The sequence below is a fragment of the Pseudomonas sp. S3_C06 genome, from assembly GCF_054667675.1.
The window spans coordinates 3,235,001-3,260,198 of sequence record NZ_CP162747.1 but is presented as its reverse complement, the minus strand read 5'-3'; the positions used below and the strand labels follow the sequence as shown (position 1 = coordinate 3,260,198).

The following is a 25,198-nucleotide window of genomic DNA, read 5'->3' as shown; positions in this document are numbered from 1 at the left end:
ACCCTGCACGTGGAGAGAACAATAAATGTTGAGATCCCTGAAGTTCACCGCCCTGACCCTGGGCCTGATGGGTGCGGCAAACGCAATGGCCGCTGGCCCCGATTTGACCGTGGTGTCGTTTGGCGGGGCGAACAAGGCCGCGCAAGTCAAAGCCTTCTATGCACCGTGGGAAGCGGCAGGCAACGGCAAGATCGTCGCCGGCGAATACAACGGCGAGATGGCCAAGGTCAAAGCCATGGTCGACACCAAGAGCGTGTCGTGGGATCTGGTCGAAGTCGAATCGCCAGAGCTGTCCCGTGGTTGCGACGAAGACATGTTCGAACAACTCGACCCGGCGCTGTTCGGCAAGACTGAAGACTACGTCAAAGGCGCGATTCAGCCTTGCGGTGTTGGCTTCTTCGTTTGGTCGACCGTACTGGCTTACAACGCCGACAAGCTGAAAACCGCACCGACCAGTTGGGCGGATTTCTGGGACACGAAGAAATTCCCGGGCAAACGTGGCCTGCGTAAAGGCGCCAAGTACACCCTCGAATTCGCTTTGATGGCCGATGGTGTGGCGCCGAAAGACGTCTACAAAGAGTTGGCGAGCAAGGGTGGCCAGGATCGCGCTTTCAAGAAACTTGATGAGCTGAAGCCGAGCATCCAATGGTGGGAAGCCGGCGCGCAACCGCCGCAATACCTCGCTTCCGGTGACGTGGTGATGAGCTCGGCTTACAACGGTCGCATCGCGGCGGTGCAGAAAGAATCCAACCTGAAAGTGGTGTGGAACGGCGGCATCTACGACTTCGACGCCTGGGCCATCCCGAAAGGTCTGGACGCCAAGCGCGCGGAAGCGGCGAAGAAATTCATCGCCTTCTCGGTACAGCCGCAGCAACAGAAGACCTACTCGGAAAACATCGCCTACGGCCCGGCCAACACCCAGGCTGTGCCGCTGCTGGCCAAGGATGTCCTGAAAGACATGCCGACCACCCCGGAAAACATCGCCAACCAGGTGCAGATCGACGTCAGCTTCTGGGCTGACAACGGCGAGCAGCTGGAGCAGCGCTTCAACTCCTGGGCTGCGAAATAAGCCGAGCCTGGTGAGGGTGGGCTTGCCCACCCCTGTGGGAGCGAACCTGCTCGCGAAAGCGGTAGATCAGCCAGCATAGATGTTGAATGTGCTGGCCTCTTCGCGAGCAGGCTCGCTCCCACAGGTAGCTGTGCTTCAACACAACAGCGGTGGCTCACCACCTCTGTAACGATCAAAGATTTGCGGAGTACGTCATGGCCATCGCCGTTCCCCTGAACGAGGGCAACAGCCCCACCTTGAAGCAGAAGCTCAAGCGCGCCGAGCGGGTCAACCGCTGGAAGGCTCAAGCGCTGATTGCGCCGCTGGTGCTGTTTCTGTTGCTGGTGTTTTTGGTGCCGATCGTGGCGCTGCTCTACAAAAGCGTCGGCAATCCCGAAGTGGTCGGCGGCATGCCGCGCACCGTGGCGGCCATCGCCAGTTGGGACGGCCGCGGCCTGCCCGCTGAACCGGTCTATAAAGCCGCCGGCGAAGACCTCGCCGAAGCACGCAAAAACCAGACGCTGGGCGATTTGTCCAAGCGCTTGAACATGGAGTTGGCCGGCTATCGCAGCCTGTTGACCAAAACCGCCCGGGCGCTGCCGTTCGCCAGCGAACCGGCCTCTTATAAAGAAGCCCTGGAAGCACTCGACGAACGTTGGGGCGACCCCGCCTACTGGCAGGCGGTCAAACGCAACACCAGCAGCATCACCCCGTATTACCTGCTGGCGTCCGTCGACCACCGCATCGACGACCTCGGCGAAATCGCCCCGGCCACCCCGGATCAGGCGATCTACCTCGACATCTTCGCCCGCACCTTCTGGATGGGCCTGGTGATCACCGTGATCTGCCTGCTGCTCGCCTATCCACTGGCCTACCTGCTGGCAAACCTGCCATCGCGGCAAAGCAATCTGCTGATGATTCTGGTGCTGTTGCCGTTCTGGACCTCGATTCTGGTGCGTGTCGCCGCATGGATCGTGCTGTTGCAATCGGGCGGTCTGATTAACAGTGGCCTGATGGCCATGGGCATCATCGATAAACCGCTGGAACTGGTGTTCAACCGCACCGGCGTGTACATCTCGATGGTGCACATCCTGCTGCCGTTCATGATTCTGCCAATCTACAGCGTGATGAAAGGCATCTCGCCGACTTACATGCGCGCCGCGATTTCCCTTGGCTGCCATCCGTTTGCCAGTTTCTGGCGGGTGTACTTCCCGCAGACCTATGCCGGTGTCGGCGCCGGTTGCCTGTTGGTGTTCATCCTCGCCATTGGCTACTACATCACCCCGGCGCTGCTCGGCAGCCCGAACGATCAAATGGTCAGCTACTTCGTCGCCTTCTACACCAACACCAGCATCAACTGGGGCATGGCCACCGCACTGGGCGGGCTGTTGTTGCTGGCGACTGTCGTGCTTTATCTGATTTACAGCTGGCTGGTCGGCGCCAGTCGCCTGCGCCTGAGCTAAGGGGAATTCGAGATGCTGAGTCCTTACATGTCGCCCATTGAACGGGTGTGGTTCTACAGCCTGCGGATCCTTTGCGGCCTGATTCTGTTGTTCCTGATTCTGCCGGTGCTGGTGATTATTCCGCTGTCGTTCAACTCGGGCAGTTTTCTGGTGTATCCGCTGCAGGGTTTCTCGCTGCAGTGGTATCACGACTTCTTCGCCTCGGCGGAATGGATGCGCGCCCTGAAGAACAGCATCATCGTCGCCCCGGCGGCGACGGTGCTGGCGATGATCTTTGGCACGCTGGCGGCAATCGGTCTCACTCGCGGTGACTTCCCCGGTAAAGCGCTGGTGATGGCGCTGGTGATTTCGCCGATGGTGGTGCCGGTGGTGATCATTGGTGTGGCGAGCTATCTGTTTTTCGCACCGCTGGGGTTGGGCAACAGCTTCTTCTCGTTGATCGTGGTGCACGCGGTGTTGGGCGTGCCGTTTGTGATCATCACGGTATCGGCGACGTTGCAGGGGTTTAACCACAATCTGGTGCGTGCGGCGGCTAGTCTTGGTGCTTCGCCACTGACGGCGTTTCGTCGGGTGACCTTGCCGCTGATTGCGCCGGGGGTGATTTCCGGGGCGCTGTTTGCGTTTGCGACTTCGTTTGATGAGGTGGTGGTGACGCTGTTTCTTGCCGGGCCTGAGCAGGCGACGTTGCCTCGGCAGATGTTTAGCGGGATTCGCGAGAACCTGAGTCCGACGATTGCGGCTGCGGCTACGTTGCTGATCGCCTTCTCCGTCATCCTGCTGCTGACCCTGGAATGGCTACGGGGTCGTAGCGAAAAACTGCGTACGGCTCAGGTTTAAGGGCCAGATCAAGAGCCACCCCCTCACCCCAGCCCTCCCGAAACGTCGGACCGCCCCCAAGGGGGCGCGGGGGAAGGGAGCAGATCGTTGTGCTTTTCAAAACCTGAGTTCGACTCGGTAATTCAGGTCGGTGTACTTCGAGAGTACAACTCGGTCAGTCCCCTCTCCCTTTGGGAGAGGGCTAGGGTGAGGGGCTCTTGCTCTTGCCCTCGATAGGTCATTCACCACCTGAATAGCAGACAACCCCAAATCCCCAGCTAATCTTGTGCCCAGCTCCCACATCTATAAGAGGCTGCGCACGATGAGTCTGTCCCAGTTCAAAATCGCTCACAAACTGATCACCGGCGCCGCCGCCATCGAACAACTGGCCGCCGAACTCACACGCCTCGACATCGACAACCCGTTGATCGTCACCGACGCCGCCCTGGTCAAATCCGGCACGGTGGAGCTGGCGCTGGTGCAACTCGGCGGGCGCGACTACGAAATATTCGACCGTGTGCTGCCAGACCCGGAAATTGCCATCGTCGAAGACTGCATGCGTGTTTACCGCGAGGGCGGGCATGACGGCTTGATCGGTCTCGGTGGCGGCAGTGCCATCGACATCGCCAAAAGTGTCGCGGCGTATGCCGGTTACCACGGCGCACTGGAAGATCTGTTCGGTGTCGACCAGGTGCCACGCAAAGGCCCGCCACTGATCGCCATCCCGACCACCGCCGGCACCGGTTCCGAAGTGACCAACGTAGCGATCCTCTCGGACAAAGTCGCGCAGTTGAAGAAAGGCATCGTCAGCGACTTTCTATTACCGGACGTGGCGCTGGTCAGCCCGCAGATGACCCTGACCTGCCCACGCAGTGTCACCGCCGCCAGTGGCGTCGACGCCTTGGTGCACGCCATCGAATCCTATCTGTCGGTGAATGCCTCGCCGATCACCGACTCGCTGGCCATCGGTGCCATCAAGCTGATCGCCAAAGCCCTGCCCAAGGCCTATGCCAACGGCGGCAATCTGCAAGCGCGCGAAGACATGGCCACCGCCAGCCTGATGGCCGGTATGGCGTTCGGCAATGCCGGGGTCGGCGCGGTGCATGCGCTGGCGTATCCACTGGGCGGGCGTTTCAACATCGCCCATGGCGTGAGCAATGCGTTGCTGCTGCCGTACGTCATGACCTGGAACAAGATGGCCTGCGTTGAGCGCATGCAGGATATCGCCGAAGCCATGGGGGTGAAGACCGCTCATCTGAGCGCCGCCGAAGCAGCGGACAAAGCCGTGCAGGCAATGAGCGATCTGTGCGCAGCCGTGGAAATTCCGGCCGGACTGCGTAGTTTCGGCGTGCCGGAAGAAGCGATCCCGGCGATGGCCGTGGAAGCGGCGGGGATCGAGCGCCTGATGCGCAACAATCCGCGCAAACTCAGCGCTGGGGACATCGAGAAGATCTACCGCGCGGCGTATTGAGTCAGCGCCCGTCCTCCGTCATGGCACAACCCAATCATCGCGGTCACGGTGCGCGCTTGGAAACTTGAGGTATACAATGCGCGCCATCGTGATTTAGCTCAGAAAAGGTGCGTCATGCAGCCCTTCGTAATTGCTCCGTCAATTCTCTCCGCCGACTTCGCCCGCCTCGGCGAGGAAGTCGACAACGTTCTGGCCGCGGGTGCCGACTTCGTTCACTTCGACGTCATGGACAACCACTACGTGCCGAACCTGACCATCGGTCCGATGGTTTGTGCGGCATTGCGCAAGTACGGCGTCACCGCGCCGATCGACGCGCACCTGATGGTCAGCCCGGTGGACCGCATCGTCGGCGACTTCATCGAGGCCGGCGCTACCTACATCACTTTCCACCCGGAAGCCACGCTGCACGTTGATCGCTCGCTGCAACTGATCCGTGAAGGCGGCTGCAAATCCGGTCTGGTGTTCAACCCGGCAACCCCGCTGGACGTGCTCAAGTACGTGATCGACAAGGTCGACATGGTCTTGCTGATGAGCGTCAACCCGGGCTTCGGCGGGCAGAAGTTCATTCCCGGCACCCTCGACAAACTGCGCGAAGCGCGGGCGATCATCGATGCTTCGGGTCGTGACATTCGTCTGGAAATCGACGGCGGCGTCAACGTCAACAACATCCGCGAAATCGCCGCCGCTGGCGCTGACACCTTTGTTGCCGGCTCGGCGATCTTCAACGCGCCGAACTATCAGGAAGTCATCGACAAGATGCGCTCCGAACTGGCGCTGGCGCGCCCATGAGCGGGTTCGAGCAGCTGTTCCCGGGGAAACTGCCACGGCTGGTGATGTTCGATCTGGATGGCACGCTGATCGACTCGGTTCCGGACCTGGCAGCCGCGGTGGACACCATGCTGCTCTCCCTCGGCCGCAAGCCTGCGGGCATCGATTCGGTGCGCGAGTGGGTTGGCAATGGCGCGCCAGTGCTGGTGCGCCGCGCGCTGGCCGGTGGCATTGACCATTCAGCCGTGGATGACGTCGAAGCCGAGCGTGCGCTGGAAGTGTTCATGCAGGCCTACGGCGCCAGCCATGAGCTGACCTTGGTCTATCCCGGCGTGCGCGACACCCTCAAGTGGCTGCACAAGCAAGGCGTGGCCATGGCGCTGATCACCAACAAGCCGGAGCGTTTCGTCGCGCCGTTGCTGGATCAGATGAAGATCGGTCGCTACTTCAAATGGATCATTGGTGGCGATACCTTGCCGCAGAAGAAGCCTGATCCGGCGGCGCTGTTCTTCGTGATGAAAATGGCCAACATCCCGGCCTCGCAATCGTTGTTCGTCGGCGACTCGCGCAGCGACGTGCTGGCGGCGAAAGCGGCGGGAGTCAAATGCGTGGCGCTGAGTTACGGCTACAACCATGGCCGACCGATTGCCGAGGAATCCCCGGCGCTGGTGATCGACGATCTGCGCAAGCTAATTCCCGGTTGCCTCGGTACGGCCGCTGAGATAACGTTGCCCGACGCTTCTCAATCCCATTCTGGAAACGCCATCGTGGTGGTCACTCGCAAACTCTGGATGAAAGTCATCAAGGCCCTGGCCCGCTGGCGTTGGCGCGCCTGACTTGTTCCTGGCCGGCTCGCCGGCGCGTTTGCATACCTGACTGATTTGCCCCTCACACCACGAGGCACCTTATGATCCGCGAAGAATTCCTGCGCTTGGCCGCTGACGGCTACAACCGCATTCCGTTGGCCTGCGAAACCCTGGCCGACTTCGACACGCCGCTGTCGATCTACCTGAAACTGGCCGACCAGCCCAACTCCTACCTGCTCGAATCGGTGCAGGGCGGCGAGAAATGGGGCCGTTACTCGATCATCGGCCTGCCGTGCCGCACCGTGCTGCGGGTTCACGACCATCACGTCAGCATCACCGTTGATGGCGTCGAGACCGAAAGCCACGATGTTGAAGATCCGCTGGCCTTCGTCGAAACCTTCAAGGCTCGCTATAACGTGCCGACCATTGCCGGTCTGCCGCGTTTCAACGGTGGCCTGGTCGGTTATTTCGGTTACGACTGCGTGCGTTATGTCGAGAAGCGTCTGGGCAAGTGCCCGAACCCGGATCCACTGGGCGTGCCGGACATTTTGTTGATGGTCTCCGACGCGGTCGTCGTTTTTGACAACCTCGCCGGCAAGATGCACGCGATCGTGCTGGCCGATCCTGCGCAGGCGGATGCCTTCGAACAAGGTCAGGCGCAATTGCAGGCACTTCTGGAAAAACTGCGCCAGCCGATCACCCCACGCCGTGGCCTGGACTTCAGCAAACAGCAATCGGCTGATCCGGTGTTCCGTTCCAGCTTCACCCAGGACGATTACGAAAAAGCCGTCGACACCATCAAGGAGTACATCCTTGCTGGCGACTGCATGCAGGTTGTGCCGTCGCAGCGTATGTCGATCGACTTCAAGGCTGCACCGATCGATCTGTACCGCGCCCTGCGTTGCTTCAACCCGACGCCGTACATGTACTTCTTCAACTTCGGCGACTTCCACGTCGTCGGCAGTTCCCCGGAAGTGCTGGTGCGGGTCGAAGACAACCTGATCACTGTGCGCCCGATCGCCGGTACTCGCCCACGTGGTGCCACCGAAGAAGCCGATGTGGCGCTGGAAGAAGACCTGCTGTCGGACGATAAAGAGATCGCCGAGCACTTGATGCTGATCGATCTGGGCCGTAACGACACCGGGCGCGTTTCGGAAATCGGCTCGGTGAAACTCACCGAGAAAATGGTCATCGAGCGTTATTCCAACGTGATGCACATCGTCTCCAACGTCACCGGCCAGTTGAAAGAAGGGCTGACGGCGATGGACGCGCTGCGGGCGATTCTGCCGGCCGGCACCTTGTCGGGCGCACCGAAGATTCGCGCGATGGAAATCATCGACGAACTGGAGCCGGTCAAGCGTGGTGTTTACGGCGGCGCGGTCGGTTACTTCGCCTGGAACGGCAATATGGACACCGCGATTGCCATTCGCACGGCGGTGATCAAGAACGGCGAACTGCATGTGCAGGCCGGTGGCGGTATCGTCGCCGACTCGGTGCCGGCGCTGGAATGGGAAGAGACCCTGAACAAACGCCGCGCGATGTTCCGCGCTGTGGCCCTGGCCGAGCAAACCCCGGACTGATCACTGATCTTCCCTGTGGGAGCGAGCCTGCTCGCGAAGAGGCCGTGTCAGTCACCATTGATGTTGGCTGACTTAGCGCTTTCGCGAGCAGGCTCGCTCCCACAGGGGGGCATATGTTTGGCAATAAAAAAGCGGCGCCTGTGAGGGCGCCGCTTTTTTATGACCTGCAACAGCCCTGTAGGAGCTGCCGCAGGCTGCGATCTTTTGATCTACCGCTTAAAAATCCAACACAACCCCGACATTCACACCCTGCTGGGTAAAATCATCATCCTTGCGCAACGAATACCCGCCGCGCAGCGCCAGATCAGCCGTCAGTTTGTGGCTCACGCCCAGACTCAAGCGGTTCAGATGACTCTGCGGCGTATAGCCCTCAAGCTTGAAGTCATTCGCCGGCAAGGTGTTGAGCGCGATGCGGACCTTCTGCACGTCATCTTCGTACTCACGCTCGTGAGCGTATTCGCCAAACACCTGGGTTTGCGGGGTGATGTTGTACTTGCCCTGCAAGCCCAGACCCAGACGCTTCGAGTCACGGGTCTGATCATCGAAGGTCAATGCCGTGGCGCGATTGCTCTTCTCTGAATAACCATCGACATCAACGCTGGCGTAGTCGGCGCTGACGAATGGCGACAGGTGCCACTCGCTGCCCGGCTGGGCAATGTCGTAACCGACACGCGCGCTGAAGGCCCAGAGGCTGCCGTCAGTGTCGCCTTTCTCCGCACCTTCGCTGGCGCCAAGATCGAACTTGCGTTTGAGGTTGTCGTAGTCGAGTTTGCCACCGGTCAACGCTGCATCAGCCCACCAGCGATTTTGCTGGTACTGGGCAAATGCCGTGGCCATGTAGCTGTTGAGTTTGTAGTCCGAGTCGTTATGGCCGGCCTCCAGATTCTGTCGGTAGAAGCCGCCTGCCACACCCACGCGCCAGGCTTCATTCAAGCGATAGCTGCCGCCGACGTTGAGGTTGTAACCGCTGCCATCGGCGCTGGCGCCGCTGCTTTGGCTGTCGACATCCAGATGCTGGCCGCCGGCGGAAACAATCGCGCGCCATTGGCCAACCGCTTGCCAGTTCTCCCAATCCGCCTGCCATTGGTTGCGCAGTTCGTCTTGGTGCGCGCGCACGGTGGCGTGGGCCATTTCCGGCAGCAGCGTCAGCTCCCACGGCGCGGCGAGGAGGGAATAGGCGTAGTCGGAGATCAGTTTTTGCCCGGCTTCGGTCGGGTGCACGCCGTCGTTGTAGATCAGTTTGCTCGGGTCGGGTGTCGCGCTGTTGATGCCGTAACGGGGGTTTTCCGGGCAACTGCTGCCACTGAAGCAGGTCGCAGTGAGGTTCTGATCGGTCGCCAGGCCAAAGCGTCCCGGGTCGGCAAACACTTCCGAGAGCAAGACCGGAATGTTCAACGGAATGATTTCGGCATTGATGCCTTGCAGGCGTGTGACCAATTGACTGTTGAACTGGGTGGCAAGTTGACTGCTGAAGGCTTGCAATGGCGTACCGTTGATGGCTGGGGTCAGGCCAACGTCAGGCAACAGCCAGACCATCACGTATTTGGCGCCGGCGGTTTGCAGCGTCTGCACACTGTCGGCGAGACGATCCGCCGCGGCGTTGGCTTGCGGCAGGCTGAGAATGCGCCCTTGCAGGAAGTCGTTGCCGCCGCCGGAAATGTAGTACAGCGCATTCGGGTCGGCGCGGAAGCCGTTGGAGGGCAGGTAACCGGCGCGGGTGCGTTCGCCGGTAGCGGATTGCGTGGTGATCGAGTCGAGGATCTGGTCGGTGCGATAGCCGCCGACCGCCCAGTTGTTGCCGTCCGGCTGGCCGTTTTCGGCGCGCACGGCGGAGCTGGAAGAGGCTGTCTGGTCTGGCGAAAAGCCAAGGCGTCCGCCGAGCAACTGCGTGGAGTTCAACGAATACAGTTCACCGCTGCCATTCTGATACACCGGCCCGGTCCGATTGGTGTAACGCTCGGTGGAGCCGGCCGGTCCGCCAGTGTCGGCGAAGGTTCCGGCGTCATTCAGACTGTCGCCGAAAACTATGAAATTCGAATAGGGATTGGGTGCAGCATTGGCCTGAGCACAAGCCAGTGCGAGCAGGCAGCCAGCCAGCGGGACAAACAGCGTCTGTTTGATCATGAGCAAGTCCGTTTATTTATTGTTGTAGGTGAACGAAACGACAGTACCAAAAACTCCCGGCGTTTTGCCATCGGTCGCGAATCCTCCCCAGCTTTTATCTCCCGCAGCCCCGGCCATATTGCACGCTCCGCCCAGCTAAGTTACTGTGCCGGAACGTATGAACGAGACCTTCCCCGTGTTGATCACCAGCAAACTTCTGGATCAAGTCATCAAGGCACACGCCCGCTGGCGTTGGCGCGCCTGAATCTTTTCTGCCGGCCCTGCCGGATCTGTATCGCTTTGCCTTCCTTGCCTGTTTGAAATGCCGCTGTGCCGACGCATCTACCTGCGTCCGACATCGTGCAGCGCCCTGCGGGCAAGTGATCTGAAGGCTGTTTTCAAATCAGAATTCAAGAGGTTCGACACGCCATGTTGCTGATGATCGACAACTACGACTCCTTTACTTACAACGTTGTGCAATACCTCGGCGAGCTGGGTGCCGACGTCAAAGTCGTGCGCAACGACGAATTGACCGTCGCCGAAATCGAAGCGCTGAAACCTGAGCGCATCGTCGTATCGCCAGGCCCTTGCACGCCGACCGAAGCTGGCATCTCCATCGAAGCCATCAAACACTTCGCCGGCAAGCTGCCGATCCTCGGTGTCTGCCTTGGCCACCAGTCCATTGGCCAGGCGTTTGGCGGCGATGTAGTCCGCGCCCGCCAAGTGATGCACGGTAAGACTAGCCCGGTATTCCATGAGGACAAGGGCGTTTTCGCAGGTCTGAATCATCCGCTGACGGTTACCCGTTACCACTCGCTGATCGTCAAGCACGATACTTTGCCCGATTGCCTGGAGCTGACCGCGTGGACGCAACACGACGACGGTTCGGTCGACGAAATCATGGGCCTGCGTCACAAGACCCTGAACATTGAGGGCGTACAGTTCCACCCCGAGTCGATCCTGACCGAGCAGGGCCATGAACTGTTTGCCAACTTCCTCAAACAAACCGGCGGCACGCGCTAAGGACTTCCCATGAATATCAAGACAGCCCTGAGCCGTATCGTCGAACACCTCGACCTCAGCACCGATGAAATGCGCGACGTGATGCGCGAAATCATGACCGGCCAATGCACCGACGCGCAGATCGGCGCGTTCATGATGGCCATGCGCATGAAGAGCGAAAGCATCGACGAGATCGTCGGCGCCGTGTCGGTGATGCGTGAGCTGGCCGATCAGGTTGACCTGAAAACCCTCGACGGCGTCGTCGATGTGGTTGGCACTGGCGGTGACGGCGCAAACATCTTCAACGTGTCGACGGCTTCTTCCTTTGTTGTCGCGGCAGCCGGTTGCACCGTAGCCAAACACGGCAACCGTGCGGTATCGGGCAAGAGCGGCAGCGCCGATTTGCTCGAAGCCGCCGGCATTTATCTGAACCTGACGCCGGTTCAGGTCGCCCGTTGCATCGACAACGTCGGCATCGGTTTCATGTTTGCCCAGACTCACCACAAAGCCATGAAGTACGCCGCCGGCCCGCGCCGCGATCTCGGCCTGCGTACGCTGTTCAACATGCTCGGCCCGCTTACGAATCCGGCCGGTGTGAAGCATCAGGTAGTGGGCGTATTCAACAAGGCGCTGTGCCGGCCATTGGCCGAAGTCTTGCAGCGTCTGGGCAGCAAGCATGTGCTGGTGGTGCACTCGAAGGACGGCCTGGATGAATTCAGTCTCGCCGCACCGACCTTTGTCGCCGAGCTGAAAAACAACGAAATCAGCGAATATTGGGTCGAGCCGGAAGATCTGGGTATGAAGAGCCAGAGCCTGCACGGTCTGTCGGTCGACGGCCCGGAAGCCTCGCTGGCGCTGATCCGCGATGCCCTCGGCAAGCGCAAAACCGAGAACGGCCAGAAAGCCGCCGAAATGATTGTGCTCAATGCCGGTGCAGCGCTGTATGCCGCTGACGTGGCCAGCAGTTTGAAACAGGGTGTCGAGCTTGCGCACGACGCGCTGCACACCGGTCTCGCTCGGGAAAAACTCGAGGAGCTGGGTGCCTTTACCGCGGTATTCAGAGTGGAGAATGAGGGATGAGTGTACCGACGGTTCTGGAAAACATTCTGGCGCGCAAAGTTCAGGAAGTCGCCGAGCGTAGTGCTCGCGTCAGCCTGAGCGAGCTGGAAAGTCTGGCCAAGGCGGCCGATGCACCCCGTGGTTTTGCCCAGGCATTGCTGGCGCAAGCCAAGAAGAAACAGCCTGCGGTGATTGCCGAAATCAAAAAGGCTTCGCCAAGCAAAGGCGTGATCCGCGAGAACTTCGTTCCCGCCGACATCGCCAAAAGCTATGAGAAGGGTGGGGCGACTTGTCTTTCCGTACTGACCGACATCGATTACTTCCAGGGCGCTGATGCGTACCTGCAACAGGCTCGTGCCGCGTGCAGCCTGCCGGTGATCCGCAAGGATTTCATGATCGATCCGTACCAGATCGTCGAGGCCCGTGCGTTGGGCGCCGACTGTGTGCTGTTGATCGTCTCCGCACTGGATGACGTGAAAATGGCCGAACTGGCCTCGGTCGCCAAAGGCGTCGGTCTCGATGTGTTGGTCGAAGTGCACGACGGCGATGAGCTGGAACGTGCATTGAAAACCCTCGACACGCCGCTGGTCGGGGTCAACAACCGTAATCTGCATACGTTCGATGTCAGTCTGGAAACCACCCTCGACCTGCTGCCGCGCATTCCGCGCGATCGTCTGGTAATTACCGAGAGCGGTATCCTCAATCGTGCTGATGTCGAACTGATGGAAATCAGCGACGTGTACTCGTTCCTCGTCGGTGAAGCGTTCATGCGTGCGGAAAATCCGGGCACTGAACTGCAGCGTCTGTTCTTCCCGGAGCGTGGCGTGTCGATCAGCGGTTCGACCCTCGACTGATTCGCTCCAGACCGAGTCGACGCCATCGCGAGCAGGCTCACTCCTACAGGGGAACGCGTTCCAATTGTAGGAGTGAGCCTGCTCGCGATGAGGTACTAGAAATCCCCAAAGATTCCAGATCTGCCGGAGCCTTCCATGTCGCTGCCAACCCCCCTGATCATCGAAGCCGGCCTGCAAGCCGAACAGGATTTGCTGGCCTCGGTCTGCGCCGGCGACTCTGAATTCGGCCTGCTGTTCTGGCAACCCAGCGATCGCGCCCTGGTCATGCCGCGCCGCCTCAATCGTCTCCCCGGTTTCGACCACGCTTGCGAAGTCTCCGCCGCCGCTGGCTGGCCCGTCCTGCTGCGCGAAACCGGCGGCGAACCCGTGCCGCAATCTGCCGCCACTATCAATATCGCTCTGGTCTACGCACCACCGCGCAGCGAAGGCGATCTGAACCGTATCGAAACCGGCTACCGTCGTCTCTGCGATCCGATCTGTCAGTTACTGGATGAGTTGGGTGGCACATCATCGTTGGGTGAGATCGACGGCGCTTTCTGTGACGGTCGTTTCAACGTCAATCTCGACGGCCGCAAAATGGTCGGCACCGCCCAGCGCTGGCGCCAGAGTCAGGGTGGACAGCGCCCGGTCGGTCTGGTGCACGGGGCGATGCTGATGGATAACGAGCGCGAATCGATGGTCGCCGCGGTCAATCGCTTCAACGAAGCGTGCGGCCTGGAGCAACGCGTGCGGGCTGAAAGCCACATCGCCCTGCACGAGAAATTCAGCGCGCCACAGGCCCTGGCGCGTCTCGATGAGCTGTTTCGTTTGATGCTGGCGCAGATGTACAGCGCCTGATATTCGGGCTTAGCGCGTTCCGAAGACCACCATGGTCTTGCCTTTCACATCGACCAGGTTGCGTTCCTCAAGATCCTTGAGCACGCGACCGACCATCTCCCGCGAACAACCGACAATCCGCCCGATCTCCTGACGCGTCACCTTGATCTGCATGCCGTCCGGGTGGGTCATCGCATCTGGCTGCTTGCACAGTTCCAGCAGACAACGTGCTACCCGGCCAGTGACGTCGAAGAACGCCAGATCGCCAACCTTGCGCGTGGTGTTGCGCAGGCGTTGTGCGATTTGTCCGCTGAGGACGTAAAGAATGTCCGGATCCTGCTGCGACAATTCGCGGAACTTGGCGTAACTGATTTCCGCTGTTTCGCATTCGACCTTGGCCCGCACCCAGGCACTGCGTTCCTGTTCCTGGCCGGCTTGTTCGAACAGACCCAGCTCACCGAAGAAATCCCCGGCATTGAGGTAGGCGATGATCATTTCACGACCGTCGTCGTCCTCGATCAGGATCGTTACCGAGCCCTTGATGATGAAGTACAGCGTGTCCGAACGATCGCCCGCACAGATGATGTTGCTTTTGGCTGCATGACGACGGCGCTGACAATGCATCAGCAGCTTGTCGAGGTTCTTGATTTTGGGTGTGGGGGTAATAGCAACCATGGTTGTATCCCGAAAAGACTGCACGGTGATGTTTGATTTTTTTATGAGGCGCTGAAGGCGGTCGCTGCACAGCTGGCATGGGCGCCAGCGAATTGGCGCCAGCTTAACAGACACTTCGTCGAAAATTCGAGAAATTACCTACACCGCAGAGGCGTCCGTCCTAGGAACGCCGCCCGCTGTCCGGGCAAAGTGCTGTGCTAAGCTGGCGACCCTTTTTTCAACAGTGGAGTCTTGGCGATGAAGGCACGCATCCAATGGGCTGGCGAAGCCATGTTCCTCGGCGAATCCGGAAGTGGTCATGTCGTAGTGATGGACGGTCCGCCGGACGCCGGTGGTCGTAACCTGGGTGTTCGCCCGATGGAAATGCTTCTGCTGGGTGTTGGCGGTTGCAGCAACTTCGACGTGGTCAGCATTCTGAAGAAGTCCCGCCAGGCCGTGGAAAGCTGCGAAGCCTTCCTGGAAGCCGAGCGCGCGACCGAAGATCCGAAGGTGTTCACCAAGATTCACATGCATTTCGTGGTCAAGGGCCGTGGCTTGAAAGAAGCCCAGGTCAAACGCGCGATCGAGCTGTCCGCCGAGAAGTATTGCTCGGCTTCGATCATGCTCGGCGCGGCTGGTGTGGCGATTACTCACGATTACGAAATCGTCGAACTCGGTTGAACCGACATTCAACTATCATAAAAGCAGTGCAGACTCTGGCGATCCCCCGCTGACGTCTGCATAATGCGCCACTTTTTTCAGGGCAGTGATCGGTCAGCCGATGGATCAGCCGCCTGAACAGATAACCAAAATCGCCATCGCGAAGAGGTGTTAACCGTCCTACGCAGGTGCGTTGTTCGCACTTGACGGGCATGCTTGATCACGCGGCCGGGCCGCATACATAGAGAGTTTTTAACGGTGAAAAGCAAACTCAAGCTCCACGGGTTCAATAACCTGACAAAGACCTTGAGCTTCAACATCTATGACATCTGCTACGCGGAAACCCCGCAAGACCAGCAGGCTTACGTCGAGTACATCAATCAAGAGTACAACGCGAAACGCCTGACGCAGATTCTCACAGAAGTTGTCGAGATCATTGGTGCCAACATCCTGAACATTGCCAGTCAGGACTATGAACCTCAGGGCGCCAGCGTCACGATTCTGATTTCTGAAGAGCCGGTAACCCCGACTGAAAGCCAGATCGAAGAATCGCCGGGCCCGTTGCCCGAAATTATCCTGGCCCACCTCGACAAGAGCCACATCACGGTGCACACCTACCCGGAAATTCATCCGGACGACGGTATTGCAACGTTCCGTGTGGACATCGACGTGTCGACTTGTGGTGTCATCTCACCGCTGAAAGCGCTCAATTTCCTCATTCACCAGTTCGATTCGGACATCGTGACTGTGGATTATCGTGTGCGCGGCTTCACCCGTGACGTTGAAGGCAACAAGCACTTCATCGACCACGAGATCAATTCGATCCAGAACTACCTTTCCGAAGACACCCGCGACGCGTACCAGATGACCGACGTGAACGTGTACCAGGAAAACCTGTTCCACACCAAAATGCTGCTGAAGAACTTCGAACTGGATAACTACCTGTTCGGCGATGCCACCAGCAACCTGTCCCCTGAGCAGCGCGCTCAGGTGACAGACCGGGTGAAACACGAAATGCTCGAAATCTTCTATGCGCGCAACATGCCGACCTAAGATTCCCGGGCACAAAAAAGGCGACCTTTCGGTCGCCTTTTTCATTTCTGCCACCCCCCTGTGGGAGCGAGCCTGCTCGCGAAGGGGCCCTCTGCAGCAATATCGTTCTCAGATCCGATAAGTACTCTTGGTCATCACCTTGGCCAGAATACTCATCCCGAACTTCACCGGCGCCGGAAAACGGAAACCTCCAGCCTCCAAAGCACTTTCGGCATGATGTTCTTCATCAATGCGCATCTGCTCGAGAATCGCCCGGGATTTCTCATCCTCCGCTGGCAACTGCTCCAGGTGTTCGTTCAAGTGCTTGCACACCTGATGCTCGGTCGCCGCGACAAACCCGAGGCTGACCTTGTCGCTGATCAATCCGGCCACCGCGCCAATCCCGAACGACATCCCGTAAAACAGCGGATTCAAAACGCTGGTATGGCTGCCCAGCTGGTGAATGCGTTGCTCGCACCAGACCAGATGATCAATTTCTTCTTCGGCGGCGTGCTCCATGGCCTCGCGTACCTGCGGCAGCTTGGCAGTCAACGCCTGCCCCTGATACAGCGCCTGGGCGCAGACTTCACCGGTATGGTTGATGCGCATCAGGCCGGCGACGTGGCGGGTGTCTTCGTCGCTCATCTGCGTGTCCGGCTGCAAAATCGCTGGCGACGGACGGTACGGCTGGCCACTGAAGGGCAACAGGGTACGCATCGCGGCATCGGCTTGCAGCAGAAGACGGTCAATCGGCGAGTAGTGACGTTGGGTAGTCATGCTGACCTCCGGGAAGAATCTCGGCGGCCAGTTTAACCGAATCGGCCGGGGGAAGGTTTGCGCTGGGTCATTTGCTGCGCGGTCATGCTTTTTTGTGGGAGCGAGCCTGCTCGCGAAGGCGGAGTGTCAGGCACTGATACATTGAATGTGCCGAAGTCTTCCCGAGCAGGCTCGCTCCCACAGGGGGAAGGGGCGTGCCTTAGCCCGGCGGCCAGTTCATCTGCCGCTGACCGAGTACGTGCATATGAATGTGGTAGACGGTCTGCCCACCCTTTTCATTGCAGTTCATCACCACGCGGAAACCTTCCTCGCAGCCCAGTTCCAGCGCCAGACGCTGCGCAGTGAACAGGATATGCCCGGCCAAAGCCTTGTCGTCTTCGGTCAGATCATTGAGGGTGCGCACCGGTTTCTTCGGGATCACCAGGAAATGCACTGGTGCCTGAGGGGCGATGTCGTGGAACGCCAGAACCTGGTCGTCCTCGTAAATGATCTTCGCCGGGATTTCCCGGTTGATGATCTTGGTGAACAGAGTATCCACTGCTGTTTTCTCCGTTGTTTGGCTGGTCTGAGTGTACTCAGGGCGGCTTATCCCGCCCAGTGTTTTACCTGTAGGGCATTTCAGCGCGGGCAGTAAGCCTTGTTGACCATGCCGACAATGGTGCGATTGAGCCAGCGCGAACCCAGTCGCGGCAGGAATGCGAACCAGCGGTTGCGCCGCCCGGGAATGATGATCGCGCGGTTCTTGTCGAGGGCGCGCACGGTGTAAAGCGCGACCTCCTCGGGGCTCATCATCAATTTACTGTCTTTGAGTTTGTCGCTGTTGAGCTGTGCCGTGCGGAAAAATGCCGTGCGTGTCGGGCCGGGGCAGAGCACCGAAACCTTGACCGCGCTTTGTTTGAGCTCAACCCGCAAGGCCTCGGAGAAGTGCAGAACATACGCCTTGCTGGCGTAGTAAGTGCTCATCCACGGGCCGGGATTGAACGCTGCCACCGAGGCGACATTGAGAATCTGCCCGCCACCTTGCAGCGCCATGCTGTTACCGATGGCGTGGCACAAGCGGGTGAGGGCGAGGATATTCACCTCGATCAGATCCTGCTCGGTCATCCAGTCCTGCGCGAGAAACGGGCCGCAGGTGCCGATGCCGGCGCAATTGACCAGCAAGTCGATCTGCCGGTCGCCTTCTTCCAGTTCCAGCAAAAAACCGGACAGGCGCAACGGCTCGCCCAGATCGCAGGCGCGGAACAGCACTTCAACACCGAAGCGTTGGGTCAACTCGATCGCAATACTTTCCAGCTGATCACGCTGTCGGGCCACCAGAATCAGGCTGCGGCCGCGCCGGGCCAGCGCTTCGGCCATGGCCAGGCCGATGCCGCTGGAGGCGCCAGTGATCAGAGCGTAACGGGTCATGCAATTCTCCATCGCAACAGCTCCGCGCCAGCGACGCGGGTGTCACGGCGGGGAGCGCTGTTCATTCTTTTGCAGAGTCTACAGGGGCCTGCGCCGCTTCGGCTGCTTCGTCGGCGGAATCCACGGGTGATTCGACCTCTACTTCGACTTCATCAGTAGTCACTGAGCCACTTTCGTAGCTGCTTTCCAGATTGCTTTCGTATTCCTGCTGTATGGCCGAAATCCCGCCGAGCATTCCACCGGCAAAGACCAGCGCGAAAAACACGATCCACAGTGAACACAAGACTTTCACTGCGGTGCTGTTGGGCGGCGGCGGAGGCCCGTAACGGTTGGCGCCGGTGTTGCCCGGCACAACCATGATGACCAGCGGGAAGAAGCTGCCCACGAACGGCACCAGGTTCAGCAGCCACAGCCAACCCGACCAGCCGATGTCGTGCAGTCGTTGAACGCTGAACAGAATGCTGACGATCAGGAAGGCGACAAACAGGAAGAAGGCGAAGATGCCACCGATGATCAGGCCAGTGGTGGAATCGCCGCTGACCAGCCCCAGAGCCAGCAGGGCGAACACGCCGACAATGGGCAGGGTCACCAGGCTCAGGACCATTGTCCATGCCAGAAATCGCAGGCGGCCGATTCGCCCTTCGACGCTGAACGGCTTGAGCGTGGCGAACGCCGGCAGACTCTCGCCGACGGTGGCGCGCGGTGGTGCGTAAGGGGAGTCAGGTTCCGCTATGGCAGCTGAATGCTCGTGTACGTCGGAGAGATTCAGTTCGATCGTCGTTTCAGCTTCGATGCGCGCATCGATCCCGGTTTTGCTCAGCGCTTGCAGATAGGTCTGCGCATCGCTGTGGGACAAATCACGTTTGAGTGCGACGGTGCGGCCGTTGAACAGGCGCTCGATCGCGGCCACATCACTTTTGAACAGATCCGCCAGATTGAGTTTGGCAGTGGTGATATCGACACCGGGCTGTAGAGCTCCGTCGAATACGATCTTGTAACGGGGTTCGCTCATGGCCGAGGCATCCTTGTCGCGAATAGATTGAAAGGTCAGCAGTGTAAGGCCAGTCCGTCGGGGCTGGCCTGGTTTTTCTTAGCGTGGCCAGTGTTTCGTAAGCTGTGTCGCGTTTTCCTGTGCCTGACGATATTCAGCGTCCAGCCGCGAGATCAATTGATCCACGTTTGGCAAGTCATCGATCTGCCCTACACCCTGACCGGCGGACCACACGGTTTTCCAGGCTTTGGCTTCATCGCTGATCGGCTTGAGCTTGTCGCCGAAATTCACTTCGCCTTTGCCTTGCAGAGCGGCCATATCGAAACCGGCGGCCTCCAGGCTCTGGCGCATGAAGCTCGCCGGCACTCCCGACACCGCTGGAGTATGAATGATGTCCGCAGCCTTGGCTGTCAGCAGCATATCTTTGTACGCGTCAGGCGCATGACTTTCCGTCGTGCCGATAAATCGCGTACCGAAGTAGGCCAAATCCGCACCGAGCAGCTGTGCGGCGAGGATCTCATGGCCGTGGTTAAGACATCCTGCAAGCAGCAGGGTTTTATCGAAAAACTCTCGGATCTCGGCGATCAGTGCAAACGGACTCCAGGTACCGGCATGGCCCCCGGCGCCGGCGGCGACAGCGATCAAACCATCGACGCCGGCCTCAGCCGCTTTCTCGGCGTGGCGGCGAGTGGTCACGTCATGGAACACCAGACCGCCATAGCTATGCACCGCGTCGACCAGTTCCTTCACCGCGCCGAGACTGGTGATGACAATCGGCACTTTGTGTTCGACACAGATGTTCAAGTCCGCCTGTAAACGCGGGTTGCTGTTGTGCACGATCAGATTCACTGCATACGGCGCCGGGTTCTCCAGTGTCGCCAGGCCCGCTTCGATCTGTTCCAGCCACGCTTTGAAGCCGCTGCTTTCGCGTTGGTTCAGGGCCGGAAAACTGCCGACCACGCCATTGCGGCAGCAGGCGAGCACCAACTCAGGATTGGAAATCAGAAACATCGGCGCGGCCACTACAGGCAGACGCAGACGTTGTTCGAGCAGAGCGGGCAGCGACATGATGAACACCCCAAAGATCTGTACTTGTTGAAGTTAGAACGGCTTGACCACGACCAGAATTACGATAGCCAGCAATATCAGAACCGGGACTTCATTGAACCAGCGATAAAAGACATGGCTGCGGGTGTTTTCGCCACGGGCAAAACGTTTTACCTGCGCGCCGCACATGTGGTGGTAGCCGATCAGCAGGACGACGAGTGTCAGTTTGGCGTGAATCCAGCCGCCCATGCTGAAGATGGTCGGATTGAGGTAAATCAGCCAGCCACCGAAGATCAGCGTAGCGATCATCGCCGGGCCCATGATGCCGCGATACAACTTGCGCTCCATGACGCTGAAGCGTTCCTTGCTGATCGTGTCTTCGCTTTGCGCGTGATAAACAAACAGTCGCGGCAAGTAGAACAGTCCGGCAAACCAGCAAACGATGCTGACAATGTGAAAAGCTTTGATCCATAGATAGAGCATTTTTAGTTATTTCCTTAATCACGGTAGGCCAGATAGTAGAGGCTTGAGCGTCCGCACGTCACCTTGACGGTTGTCGCAGGGCCGCGCGCGCCCTATTATCGACGGCTTTCCAGTGGGTTCTTTGAGGGCAGGTTATGGTCAAGGTCGGTATCGTCGGCGGCACGGGTTACACCGGTGTCGAACTGCTGCGTCTGTTGGCGCAGCATCCGCAGGCAGAAGTGGTTGTGATCACTTCCCGATCCGAGGCCGGTCTGGCCGTGGCTGACATGTACCCGAACCTGCGCGGCCACTACGATGGCCTCGCCTTCAGCGTGCCGGACATCAAGACCCTCGGTGCTTGCGATGTAGTGTTCTTCGCCACGCCGCATGGTGTTGCGCACGCGCTGGCGGGTGAATTGCTGGCAGCGGGCACCAAAGTGATCGACCTGTCCGCCGACTTCCGTCTGCAAGACGCTGAAGAGTGGGCCAAGTGGTACGGTCAGCCGCACGGCGCGCCTGAATTGCTGGACGAGGCGGTTTATGGTCTGCCGGAAGTCAATCGCGAACAGATCAAGAAGGCCCGCCTGATCGCCGTGCCGGGTTGCTATCCGACCGCTACCCAGCTGGGTTTCCTGCCATTGCTGGAGGCGGGTCTGGCCGATACTTCGCGTCTGATCGCCGACTGCAAATCCGGCGTCAGCGGTGCCGGTCGCGGTGCGGCTGTCGGCTCGTTGTACTCCGAGACCTCGGAAAGCATGAAGGCCTATGCGGTGAAAGGTCACCGTCACCTGCCGGAAATCCGCCAGGGGCTGCGTCGCGCAGCGGGCAAGGATGTCGGTCTGACCTTCGTTCCACACCTGACCCCGATGATCCGTGGTATTCACTCCACACTCTACGCGACCGTGGTAGATCGTTCGGTGGATCTGCAGGCACTGTTCGAAAAGCGTTATGCCAACGAACCGTTCGTCGACGTAATGCCGGCCGGTAGCCATCCTGAAACCCGTAGCGTGCGCGGCGCCAACGTTTGCCGCATTGCCGTTCACCGTCCGCAGGATGGCGATCTGGTGGTGGTGCTGTCGGTGATCGACAATCTGGTCAAAGGTGCGTCGGGTCAGGCAGTGCAGAACATGAACATCCTGTTCGGTCTGGACGAGCGTTTCGGCCTGTCCCACGCCGGTATGCTGCCGTAACACTTTAAGCGGCATAGCAAAAAGGCCCGTTTAACGGGCCTTTTTGCATTGTGAACAGCTCGTCGGCTTTATTGATATACCGTAACAATAGTTGACCGATTTTCTCGGACAAGCGGATAATGCGCGTCATCACGCATTATGGCGGCGTAACGCCGGGAGATAGTCAGCATGAGCGTCGAATCCTTCACCCCCACGGCTTTGCAATTCACCCACGGTGCCGCGCACAAGGTGAAGAGCCTGGTCGATGAAGAGGGGAATGATCGCTTGAAGCTGCGCGTATTCGTTACGGGCGGCGGTTGTTCAGGGTTTCAGTACGGCTTCACCTTCGATGAGGATGTGGCCGAGGACGACACCATCGTCGAGCGCGAAGGCGTGAGTCTGGTGGTCGATCCGATGAGCTTCCAGTACCTGGCGGGTGCTGAAGTGGACTACCAGGAAGGTCTGGAAGGTTCGCGCTTCGTGATCAAGAACCCGAACGCCACCACGACCTGTGGTTGCGGATCATCGTTCTCGATCTGATCGCTTTTCGTTTCAGATAACAAAACGCCGCAGAGCCTTACGGTTCTGCGGCGTTTTGCTGTGTGCGAATTGATCAGGCCGGGTAGATGGCGCCGAGTACCCGCAGACCGCGTGCGCCGGTGACGCTTGGGCGGTTGGCGGCGATCCCTTCAAGGCAGCAATGGGCCAGCCAGGCGAAGGCCATCGCTTCCACCCAGTCCGGATCGACACCATGAGTCGCAGTGCTGGCGACGGTTGCCTTGGGCAGCAAGTCGGCCAGTCGCTTCATCAGTGTGGCGTTATGCGCACCGCCGCCACAGACCAACAATTCCTGAGTATCGGATTGAGCGCTTTGCAGCGACTCGATGATGCTCTGTGCAGTCAATTCAAGCAGCGTGGCCTGCACATTCTCCGCAGCAAAGGTTGGCAGATGTGAGAGATGTTTTTCCAGCCATGGCAGGTTGAACACTTCTCGGCCGGTACTTTTCGGGCCTTTGGTGACGAAGAACGGATCGCTGAGCAGTGCCTTCAACAGGGTTGGCTCAACAGAGCCTGACTTCGCCCAGTCGCCGTTGCGATCGTAGTTATCGCCGCGTTGCTGGTGAATCCAGGCGTCCATCAGAACATTCCCAGGGCCGCAGTCGAAACCGGCTACAGGCTTGGTCGGCTCTATCAGACTGAGATTGCTGAAACCGCCGACATTCAAGACCGCCTGGTTACCGGTACGCTCTTCGAATAAAGCTTCATGGAACGCAGGAACCAGCGGGGCGCCTTGACCACCGGCGGCGACATCGCGACTTCGGAAGTCGCTGACTACGGTAATACCGGTCAATTCAGTCAGCAGGGCAGGGTTGCCGATCTGCACGGTGAAGCCGCGCGCAGGCTCATGGCGGATGGTCTGGCCGTGGCTGCCGATCGCTCGAATATCTTGTGGTTTAAGGTTCTGCTGATCGAGGAGGGTGTTAATGCCCTGCGCAGCAAGTTTTACCCAGTTCTGCTGGGCAATTGCCGAGCGGGCGATTTCGTCAGGGCCGCTGGCGCACAAGCCGAGCAGCTCTGCGCGCAGTGATTCAGGCATGGGAATGTAGTGCGTGGCGATCAGCTTGATCGCCGAGGTCTGTTCGATCAGGGCAATGTCCAGACCGTCGAGGCTGGTTCCGGACATCACACCGATATAAAGGGCCATGGCTTAACGCTTGCTCGAAGCCAGCATGGTGGCCTTCTCTTGATCCATGCGCGCCATTAGCGGTTGGCTCTGTGCGAGGAAACGAGCGCGTTCGGCTTTGGCAATCGGGTCAGCCATTGGCAGCTTCTGGCCCAGCGGATCTACGTGAACGCCGTTGACCTGGAACTCATAGTGCAAGTGCGGGCCGGTGGACAGGCCGGTGGTGCCGATGTAGCCAATCACTTGGCCCTGTTTCACGGTACCGCCAGTCTTCACACCCTTGGCGAAGCCTTGCATGTGGCCATACAGCGTACGGTAGGTGTTGCCATGCTGGATGATAACGGTGTTGCCGTAGCCGCCACGGCGGCCGGCGAGCAGCACTTTACCGTCCCCGGCAGCCTTGATTGGCGTACCGCGTGGCGCAGCGTAATCAACGCCTTTGTGAGCGCGGATCTTGTTCAGGATCGGGTGCTTGCGGCCCATCGAGAACTTCGAGCTGATGCGGGCGAAGTCCACCGGAGTACGGATGAACGCTTTGCGCATGCTGTTGCCATCAGCGGTGTAGTAGCTGCTGTTGCCTTGCTTGTTGGTGTAACGCACAGCGGTATACGTCTTGCCGCGGTTGGTAAAGCGAGCGGACAGTATCGGGCCGTTGCCGACCGACTTGCCGTTGACCACTTTCTGTTCGTAGATCACATCGAATTCGTCACCCTGACGGATGTCCTGAGCGAAGTCGACGTCGTAACCGAAAACGCTGGCCATATCCATGGTCAGACTATGGGAGAGCCCGGCACGGGCTGCGGATTGTGAAAGCGAACTGTTGATTACGCCATGGACGTAAGCTGTGCGAACGGTTGGTTTTGCGGTAACCCGGTTGAAGGCATAACCCTTGTCATTCTTGGTCAGGGTAATGGTTTCGACGTCGCTGACCTTGCTGTGCAGGCTGGTCAGTTGGCCTTCAGGGTTCAATTCGAATTCGAGTTTCTGGCCGTGCCTGAGCTGGCTGAACTGCTTGGCCTGTTTGTCGCTGGCCAAGACCTCATGGACGGACGCAGCCGGCAGGCCGACTTTTTCGAACAGGGTCGACAGCGTATCGCCCTTGGCTACAACAACTTCACGATGCCCGGGGGCTTTCGGTTTTTCGGCGACTGGCGCAGGTGCGGCTTCTGCGGTTTGTGCGGTGTTTTCGTCAGTGTTTTCGATTTGAGCAAACGGAGAAGCTACTGGCTCATTTGTGGCTTGAACCGCGTCAGCAGCGTCTTGATCTTGTGTCAGTTGTTCAGCAGGACTTTCCAGTTCAAGACTCAGGGTCGTCTTTTTGGCTTCAACATCACTGGAAGGGAATACCAGGAGAGCCAGGCTAAGAAGGGCGGCGATTCCACTTGCGGCGAGCAGGTGGGTCTTCGGGTAAAGCGGCGGCGCTTTAGACGGTTCTGTGGTCATAGGTAATTTTGACTTTGAAAAATGATGAATTGGAAAAGATGAATGACATGATGAAGATGAAATAACTGTATAAAATATAACCAAAT

The 25,198-nt window shown here is 59.1% G+C and carries 25 protein-coding genes; 15 read left to right on the top strand and 10 right to left on the bottom strand.

Annotated features, from left to right (window positions below; genetic code table 11):
* The first annotated feature begins 25 nt into the window (after positions 1–25).
* From AB4N44_RS14485 to trpE, 7 genes are all read left to right on the top strand, one after another.
* Positions 26–1,069 (top strand): ABC transporter substrate-binding protein, encoded by a 1,044-nt coding sequence (locus AB4N44_RS14485; RefSeq protein ID WP_127929989.1) that lies wholly within the window; start codon positions 26–28, stop codon positions 1,067–1,069.
* A gap of 194 nt (positions 1,070–1,263) precedes the next feature.
* Complete coding sequence (locus AB4N44_RS14480) at positions 1,264–2,511, top strand: ABC transporter permease (RefSeq protein WP_008084125.1); 1,248 nt, start codon at positions 1,264–1,266, stop codon at positions 2,509–2,511.
* A 12-nt stretch (positions 2,512–2,523) separates the two neighbouring features.
* Entirely contained in the window at positions 2,524–3,348 is an 825-nt protein-coding gene (locus AB4N44_RS14475) for an ABC transporter permease (RefSeq protein WP_008084123.1), read from the top strand.
* 301 nt (positions 3,349–3,649) lie between these two features.
* Complete coding sequence (locus AB4N44_RS14470; RefSeq protein ID WP_127929988.1) at positions 3,650–4,798, top strand: iron-containing alcohol dehydrogenase; 1,149 nt, start codon at positions 3,650–3,652, stop codon at positions 4,796–4,798.
* 114 nt (positions 4,799–4,912) lie between these two features.
* Positions 4,913–5,587: a ribulose-phosphate 3-epimerase gene (gene rpe / locus AB4N44_RS14465; RefSeq protein ID WP_007918813.1), complete on the top strand. Its 675-nt coding sequence runs from the start codon at positions 4,913–4,915 to the stop codon at positions 5,585–5,587.
* A complete protein-coding gene (locus AB4N44_RS14460) occupies positions 5,584–6,402 on the top strand; it encodes a phosphoglycolate phosphatase (protein WP_460108626.1) in 819 nt (272 codons plus the stop codon). Before rpe ends, AB4N44_RS14460 begins: the two co-directional genes overlap by 4 nt.
* Positions 6,403–6,473: 71 nt before the next feature.
* On the top strand, positions 6,474–7,952 hold the full coding sequence (gene trpE, locus AB4N44_RS14455) for an anthranilate synthase component I (protein ID WP_127929986.1): 1,479 nt from the start codon (positions 6,474–6,476) through the stop codon (positions 7,950–7,952).
* A gap of 216 nt (positions 7,953–8,168) precedes the next feature.
* Here the strand turns inward: trpE and estP are convergent, their stop codons facing one another.
* Positions 8,169–10,076 carry an esterase EstP gene (gene estP, locus AB4N44_RS14450; protein ID WP_127929985.1) on the bottom strand — a complete coding sequence of 636 codons (1,908 nt, stop codon included), beginning with the start codon at positions 10,074–10,076 and terminating at the stop codon, positions 8,169–8,171.
* Positions 10,077–10,484: 408 nt separating this feature from the next.
* Here estP and AB4N44_RS14445 point away from each other — a divergent pair, with 408 nt between their 5' ends.
* The 4 genes from AB4N44_RS14445 to AB4N44_RS14430 all read left to right on the top strand — a co-directional run bounded on the left by AB4N44_RS14445 (position 10,485) and on the right by AB4N44_RS14430 (position 13,807).
* The gene (locus AB4N44_RS14445) at positions 10,485–11,078 is read left to right on the top strand and encodes an aminodeoxychorismate/anthranilate synthase component II (protein ID WP_007918806.1); all 594 of its coding nucleotides are present in this window, start codon (positions 10,485–10,487) and stop codon (positions 11,076–11,078) included.
* 9 nt (positions 11,079–11,087) lie between these two features.
* Positions 11,088–12,137 carry an anthranilate phosphoribosyltransferase gene (gene trpD, locus AB4N44_RS14440; RefSeq protein WP_127929984.1) on the top strand — a complete coding sequence of 350 codons (1,050 nt, stop codon included), beginning with the start codon at positions 11,088–11,090 and terminating at the stop codon, positions 12,135–12,137.
* Complete coding sequence (gene trpC / locus AB4N44_RS14435) at positions 12,134–12,970, top strand: indole-3-glycerol phosphate synthase TrpC (RefSeq protein ID WP_160042058.1); 837 nt, start codon at positions 12,134–12,136, stop codon at positions 12,968–12,970. Before trpD ends, trpC begins: the two co-directional genes overlap by 4 nt.
* 135 nt (positions 12,971–13,105) lie before the next feature.
* Complete coding sequence (locus tag AB4N44_RS14430) at positions 13,106–13,807, top strand: lipoate--protein ligase family protein (RefSeq protein WP_460108628.1); 702 nt, start codon at positions 13,106–13,108, stop codon at positions 13,805–13,807.
* Positions 13,808–13,816: 9 nt separating this feature from the next.
* On the opposite strand, the gene crp is transcribed toward AB4N44_RS14430, so the two are convergent.
* Positions 13,817–14,461, bottom strand: coding sequence for a cAMP-activated global transcriptional regulator CRP (gene crp, locus AB4N44_RS14425; protein ID WP_008088598.1), 645 nt, complete (start codon positions 14,459–14,461; stop codon positions 13,817–13,819).
* 237 nt (positions 14,462–14,698) lie between these two features.
* On the opposite strand from crp, the gene AB4N44_RS14420 reads away from it, so the two are divergent.
* A complete protein-coding gene (locus AB4N44_RS14420) occupies positions 14,699–15,121 on the top strand; it encodes an OsmC family protein (RefSeq protein WP_003228794.1) in 423 nt (140 codons plus the stop codon).
* Positions 15,122–15,358: 237 nt separating this feature from the next.
* Positions 15,359–16,153 (top strand): adenosylmethionine decarboxylase, encoded by a 795-nt coding sequence (gene speD / locus AB4N44_RS14415; protein WP_016983471.1) that lies wholly within the window; start codon positions 15,359–15,361, stop codon positions 16,151–16,153.
* Positions 16,154–16,261: 108 nt separating this feature from the next.
* Here speD and coq7 read toward each other — a convergent pair whose 3' ends face one another.
* The 6 genes from coq7 to hemJ all read right to left on the bottom strand — a co-directional run bounded on the left by coq7 (position 16,262) and on the right by hemJ (position 20,837).
* Complete coding sequence (gene coq7, locus AB4N44_RS14410) at positions 16,262–16,909, bottom strand: 2-polyprenyl-3-methyl-6-methoxy-1,4-benzoquinone monooxygenase (protein ID WP_008077993.1); 648 nt, start codon at positions 16,907–16,909, stop codon at positions 16,262–16,264.
* Between the two features lie 199 nt (positions 16,910–17,108).
* The gene (locus tag AB4N44_RS14405; protein ID WP_003228789.1) at positions 17,109–17,447 is read right to left on the bottom strand and encodes a histidine triad nucleotide-binding protein; all 339 of its coding nucleotides are present in this window, start codon (positions 17,445–17,447) and stop codon (positions 17,109–17,111) included.
* Positions 17,448–17,527: 80 nt separating this feature from the next.
* The gene (locus tag AB4N44_RS14400) at positions 17,528–18,316 is read right to left on the bottom strand and encodes an SDR family NAD(P)-dependent oxidoreductase (protein ID WP_093441854.1); all 789 of its coding nucleotides are present in this window, start codon (positions 18,314–18,316) and stop codon (positions 17,528–17,530) included.
* A 61-nt stretch (positions 18,317–18,377) separates the two neighbouring features.
* Positions 18,378–19,328 carry a DUF805 domain-containing protein gene (locus AB4N44_RS14395; RefSeq protein ID WP_127929981.1) on the bottom strand — a complete coding sequence of 317 codons (951 nt, stop codon included), beginning with the start codon at positions 19,326–19,328 and terminating at the stop codon, positions 18,378–18,380.
* A gap of 78 nt (positions 19,329–19,406) precedes the next feature.
* Positions 19,407–20,375, bottom strand: a complete 969-nt coding sequence (locus AB4N44_RS14390) for an NAD(P)H-dependent flavin oxidoreductase (RefSeq protein ID WP_460158220.1) — start codon at positions 20,373–20,375, stop codon at positions 19,407–19,409.
* Between the two features lie 33 nt (positions 20,376–20,408).
* Positions 20,409–20,837, bottom strand: a complete 429-nt coding sequence (hemJ, locus tag AB4N44_RS14385) for a protoporphyrinogen oxidase HemJ (RefSeq protein ID WP_127929979.1) — start codon at positions 20,835–20,837, stop codon at positions 20,409–20,411.
* 134 nt (positions 20,838–20,971) lie between these two features.
* On the opposite strand from hemJ, the gene argC reads away from it, so the two are divergent.
* Both argC and erpA read left to right on the top strand, forming a co-directional pair.
* Entirely contained in the window at positions 20,972–22,006 is a 1,035-nt protein-coding gene (argC, locus tag AB4N44_RS14380; protein WP_034155112.1) for an N-acetyl-gamma-glutamyl-phosphate reductase, read from the top strand.
* Between the two features lie 168 nt (positions 22,007–22,174).
* Positions 22,175–22,525 (top strand): iron-sulfur cluster insertion protein ErpA, encoded by a 351-nt coding sequence (gene erpA / locus AB4N44_RS14375; protein WP_008077999.1) that lies wholly within the window; start codon positions 22,175–22,177, stop codon positions 22,523–22,525.
* 73 nt (positions 22,526–22,598) lie between these two features.
* Here the strand turns inward: erpA and AB4N44_RS14370 are convergent, their stop codons facing one another.
* On the bottom strand, positions 22,599–23,690 hold the full coding sequence (locus AB4N44_RS14370; protein WP_127929978.1) for an anhydro-N-acetylmuramic acid kinase: 1,092 nt from the start codon (positions 23,688–23,690) through the stop codon (positions 22,599–22,601).
* Between the two features lie 3 nt (positions 23,691–23,693).
* Positions 23,694–25,112: a peptidoglycan DD-metalloendopeptidase family protein gene (locus tag AB4N44_RS14365; RefSeq protein ID WP_127929977.1), complete on the bottom strand. Its 1,419-nt coding sequence runs from the start codon at positions 25,110–25,112 to the stop codon at positions 23,694–23,696.
* Positions 25,113–25,198 lie beyond the last annotated feature (86 nt).

Excerpts from the sequence above, each read along its gene's own strand:
- AB4N44_RS14485 (WP_127929989.1), top strand. The coding sequence starts at position 26 with ATGTTGAGATCCCTGAAGTTCACCGCCCTGACCCTGGGCCTGATGGGT.
- AB4N44_RS14480 (WP_008084125.1), top strand. The coding sequence starts at position 1,264 with ATGGCCATCGCCGTTCCCCTGAACGAGGGCAACAGCCCCACCTTGAAG.
- AB4N44_RS14475 (WP_008084123.1), top strand. The coding sequence starts at position 2,524 with ATGCTGAGTCCTTACATGTCGCCCATTGAACGGGTGTGGTTCTACAGC.
- AB4N44_RS14470 (WP_127929988.1), top strand. The coding sequence starts at position 3,650 with ATGAGTCTGTCCCAGTTCAAAATCGCTCACAAACTGATCACCGGCGCC.
- rpe (WP_007918813.1), top strand. The coding sequence starts at position 4,913 with ATGCAGCCCTTCGTAATTGCTCCGTCAATTCTCTCCGCCGACTTCGCC.
- AB4N44_RS14460 (WP_460108626.1), top strand. The coding sequence starts at position 5,584 with ATGAGCGGGTTCGAGCAGCTGTTCCCGGGGAAACTGCCACGGCTGGTG.
- trpE (WP_127929986.1), top strand. The coding sequence starts at position 6,474 with ATGATCCGCGAAGAATTCCTGCGCTTGGCCGCTGACGGCTACAACCGC.
- estP (WP_127929985.1), bottom strand. The coding sequence starts at position 10,076 with ATGATCAAACAGACGCTGTTTGTCCCGCTGGCTGGCTGCCTGCTCGCA.
- AB4N44_RS14445 (WP_007918806.1), top strand. The coding sequence starts at position 10,485 with ATGTTGCTGATGATCGACAACTACGACTCCTTTACTTACAACGTTGTG.
- trpD (WP_127929984.1), top strand. The coding sequence starts at position 11,088 with ATGAATATCAAGACAGCCCTGAGCCGTATCGTCGAACACCTCGACCTC.
- trpC (WP_160042058.1), top strand. The coding sequence starts at position 12,134 with ATGAGTGTACCGACGGTTCTGGAAAACATTCTGGCGCGCAAAGTTCAG.
- AB4N44_RS14430 (WP_460108628.1), top strand. The coding sequence starts at position 13,106 with ATGTCGCTGCCAACCCCCCTGATCATCGAAGCCGGCCTGCAAGCCGAA.
- crp (WP_008088598.1), bottom strand. The coding sequence starts at position 14,461 with ATGGTTGCTATTACCCCCACACCCAAAATCAAGAACCTCGACAAGCTG.
- AB4N44_RS14420 (WP_003228794.1), top strand. The coding sequence starts at position 14,699 with ATGAAGGCACGCATCCAATGGGCTGGCGAAGCCATGTTCCTCGGCGAA.
- coq7 (WP_008077993.1), bottom strand. The coding sequence starts at position 16,909 with ATGACTACCCAACGTCACTACTCGCCGATTGACCGTCTTCTGCTGCAA.
- AB4N44_RS14400 (WP_093441854.1), bottom strand. The coding sequence starts at position 18,316 with ATGACCCGTTACGCTCTGATCACTGGCGCCTCCAGCGGCATCGGCCTG.
- AB4N44_RS14395 (WP_127929981.1), bottom strand. The coding sequence starts at position 19,328 with ATGAGCGAACCCCGTTACAAGATCGTATTCGACGGAGCTCTACAGCCC.
- AB4N44_RS14390 (WP_460158220.1), bottom strand. The coding sequence starts at position 20,375 with ATGTCGCTGCCCGCTCTGCTCGAACAACGTCTGCGTCTGCCTGTAGTG.
- hemJ (WP_127929979.1), bottom strand. The coding sequence starts at position 20,837 with ATGCTCTATCTATGGATCAAAGCTTTTCACATTGTCAGCATCGTTTGC.
- argC (WP_034155112.1), top strand. The coding sequence starts at position 20,972 with ATGGTCAAGGTCGGTATCGTCGGCGGCACGGGTTACACCGGTGTCGAA.
- erpA (WP_008077999.1), top strand. The coding sequence starts at position 22,175 with ATGAGCGTCGAATCCTTCACCCCCACGGCTTTGCAATTCACCCACGGT.
- AB4N44_RS14370 (WP_127929978.1), bottom strand. The coding sequence starts at position 23,690 with ATGGCCCTTTATATCGGTGTGATGTCCGGAACCAGCCTCGACGGTCTG.
- AB4N44_RS14365 (WP_127929977.1), bottom strand. The coding sequence starts at position 25,112 with ATGACCACAGAACCGTCTAAAGCGCCGCCGCTTTACCCGAAGACCCAC.